The organism is Nostoc sp. 2RC (assembly GCF_014222165.1).
In the GTDB taxonomy this organism is placed as follows: domain Bacteria; phylum Cyanobacteriota; class Cyanobacteriia; order Cyanobacteriales; family Nostocaceae; genus Nostoc; species Nostoc linckia.
On record NZ_JACKZU010000777.1, the window covers coordinates 1 to 690 of the forward strand.

General features: G+C 41.2%; 1 protein-coding gene. It reads right to left on the reverse strand.

Features of this window, described 5'->3' with window-relative positions:
- Positions 1-336 precede the first annotated feature (336 nt).
- Complete coding sequence (psb34, locus tag GNE10_RS34950; protein WP_185570564.1) at positions 337-507, reverse strand: photosystem II assembly protein Psb34; 171 nt, start codon at positions 505-507, stop codon at positions 337-339.
- Between the last annotated feature and the right edge of the window lie 183 nt (positions 508-690).

Genomic DNA, 690 nt, shown 5'->3' on the forward strand with positions numbered 1-690 from the left:
GGGAAGGGGGAAAGGGGAAAGGGAAAAGGGGAAGGGCAAAGGGAAAAGGGCAAAGGGTAAAGGGTAAAGGGTAAAGTGCAAAGGGCAAAGGGCAAAGGGCAAAGGGTAAAGGGTAAAGGGTAAAGTGCAAAGGGGAAAGGGCAAAGGGGCAAGGGCAAAGGGGAAAGGTTTCAAATACATCCTTTACCCTTTACCCCTTAACCTTTTCCCAGACCTTGTTTGGTGATTTGAGCGATGGCGCAAAGTTCAAATACAAAAAACCCCGGCTAAATTAGCCGAGGTAAAAAGAGAAGTACGAATGGCGATGAGATACAGCGATACCGAAGTCAAAAAATCTTAGCTAACACTAAAACCAACCAAAACTAAAGTAGTAACGATTAAAGTTGCAAAAACACCTTGTATTAAGTATTTACGTTGTTCCCAAATTGCTGGGTACTCTGCATAGTACATTTTGGGTTCGGTTGCATAGTTATTGAGAACGCCGTCTTCATTTACTGTGGTGTACATAATTTTTTCTCTTGGTTATTTGTTAACTTATGTAAATAAATTTAACAACTTTGTTACAAAACGTCAACTAGGCTTGACAAAAAAAGGATGATACGTCTAATAAAAGTTACTTATGAGCAATGCCTACGGCGTGATGCGATCGCCGATTCTTGGGAAAAAGGTTAAAGGGGAAGGGTTCAAGGT

Excerpts from the sequence above, each read along its gene's own strand:
- psb34 (WP_185570564.1), bottom strand. The coding sequence starts at position 507 with ATGTACACCACAGTAAATGAAGACGGCGTTCTCAATAACTATGCAACC.